Source organism: Okeania sp. SIO2B9 (genome assembly GCF_010672505.1).
In the GTDB taxonomy this organism is placed as follows: domain Bacteria; phylum Cyanobacteriota; class Cyanobacteriia; order Cyanobacteriales; family Microcoleaceae; genus Okeania; species Okeania hirsuta.
The window spans coordinates 1-1,380 of sequence record NZ_JAAHGK010001637.1; the positions used below are offsets into that span (position 1 = coordinate 1).

Consider the following 1,380-nt stretch of genomic DNA (forward strand, 5'->3'; position numbering starts at 1 on the left):
GAAGAAAGAAGAAGGAAGAGGAAGAACTGGAGTTGAAGGAGAAAGTTTTTTTATAACTAATTATCCGGACATGATATAACTCCCTTTGAACTTTTCTTTCTTCCCTCCTGACTCCTGACTCCTGACTCCTGACTCCTAATAAATAGCCTAGTTATTTGTAGCAAACATTTATCGCGCTTGGTATTAGTACCTAATTCTCGGATCGATATAAGCATTTAAAATATCAATAAAAATACTAACTACCACAACAATTCCGGCAAAAAATACAACAATTCCCTGTACTGTAGGATAATCTCGCGAACTAATTGCTTCATATAATCTATTCGCTAAACCAGGCCAAGAAAAAGTTACTTCGGTTAATATTGCTCCTCCTAATAAAGCAGCAAAAGTCAATCCTAAAATTGTAATTACTGGAATCATGGCATTTTTGAAAGCATGAGCAAATAGTATTCTTAATTCAGGAACGCCTCTTGCTCTAGCAGCTTCTACATAATCAGATTTTAATGTTCGTTTGAGATTAATTCTGACTATTCTTTCAAAAATACCACTGAGCAAAATTCCTAACGTTAAACTCGGCAAAGCTAAATAATATATAGAGGTGAAAAAATGACTTATATTACCACTAAAAATACTATCAACTGTGTATAAACCTGTAATACTTGGAGGTGGATTTTCAGTAATAGGAAAACGAGTACCTAAAGGAAACCATTTTAACTGTACTGCAAAAATTAATTGTAAAATCATGCCAGCCCAGAAAGGTGGAACTGCATAAGTAATAATTCCAAATAAACGCCCACCAATATCTAACTTGGTATCAGGGTGAGAAGCTGCAATAGAACCAACAGTAATACCAACAATTAGAGCGATCGCCATACTAAATACTGCTAATTCTACAGTGGCAGGAAAATAATTTTGAATAATTTGCCACACTGACTCCCCGCGAGTGGTCATTGATGTACCAAGGTCAAAACTGAGTAATTTTCCTAGATAATTAAGATACTGTTCCAGTAGTGAGCCATCTAAACCAAGTTCTACTCTTAGAGCTTCTTTTGTTGCTGTTGATACTTTTGGTCCAAGAATAGCATCTACAGGGTCTCCCGGTGTTGCTCTTAATAACAAGAAAACTAATGTACTAATAGTCCATAACATAAGTGGGGCTAATAGCAAACGTATTAATATATAAGAATATAGGGCTTTAGAGCGAGACATTATTTCAAGTTAAAGAAGGAAGAAGGAAGAAGGAAGAAGGAAGAAGTAATATCATGTCCGGTAGCATCGGTCTTGTATAGCAAAGGTAAGGAAGAAGGAAGAAGGAAGAAGAAAGAGGGAAGAGGAAAGAAGGCTACCCTCGCAAGAAAAAACCATCATTTCCTGTAGATA

2 protein-coding genes are annotated in these 1,380 nt (G+C 35.9%); both read right to left on the reverse strand.

The features are described 5' to 3' along the window. Positions 1 to 56: 56 nt before the first annotated feature. Complete coding sequence (locus F6K13_RS33295) at positions 57 to 215, reverse strand: hypothetical protein (RefSeq protein ID WP_287289951.1); 159 nt, start codon at positions 213 to 215, stop codon at positions 57 to 59. Then, the gene (locus F6K13_RS33300; RefSeq protein ID WP_124145530.1) at positions 184 to 1,209 is read right to left on the reverse strand and encodes an ABC transporter permease; all 1,026 of its coding nucleotides are present in this window, start codon (positions 1,207 to 1,209) and stop codon (positions 184 to 186) included. The genes F6K13_RS33295 and F6K13_RS33300 overlap by 32 nt, the downstream gene beginning before the upstream one ends. Positions 1,210 to 1,380: the final 171 nt, after the last annotated feature.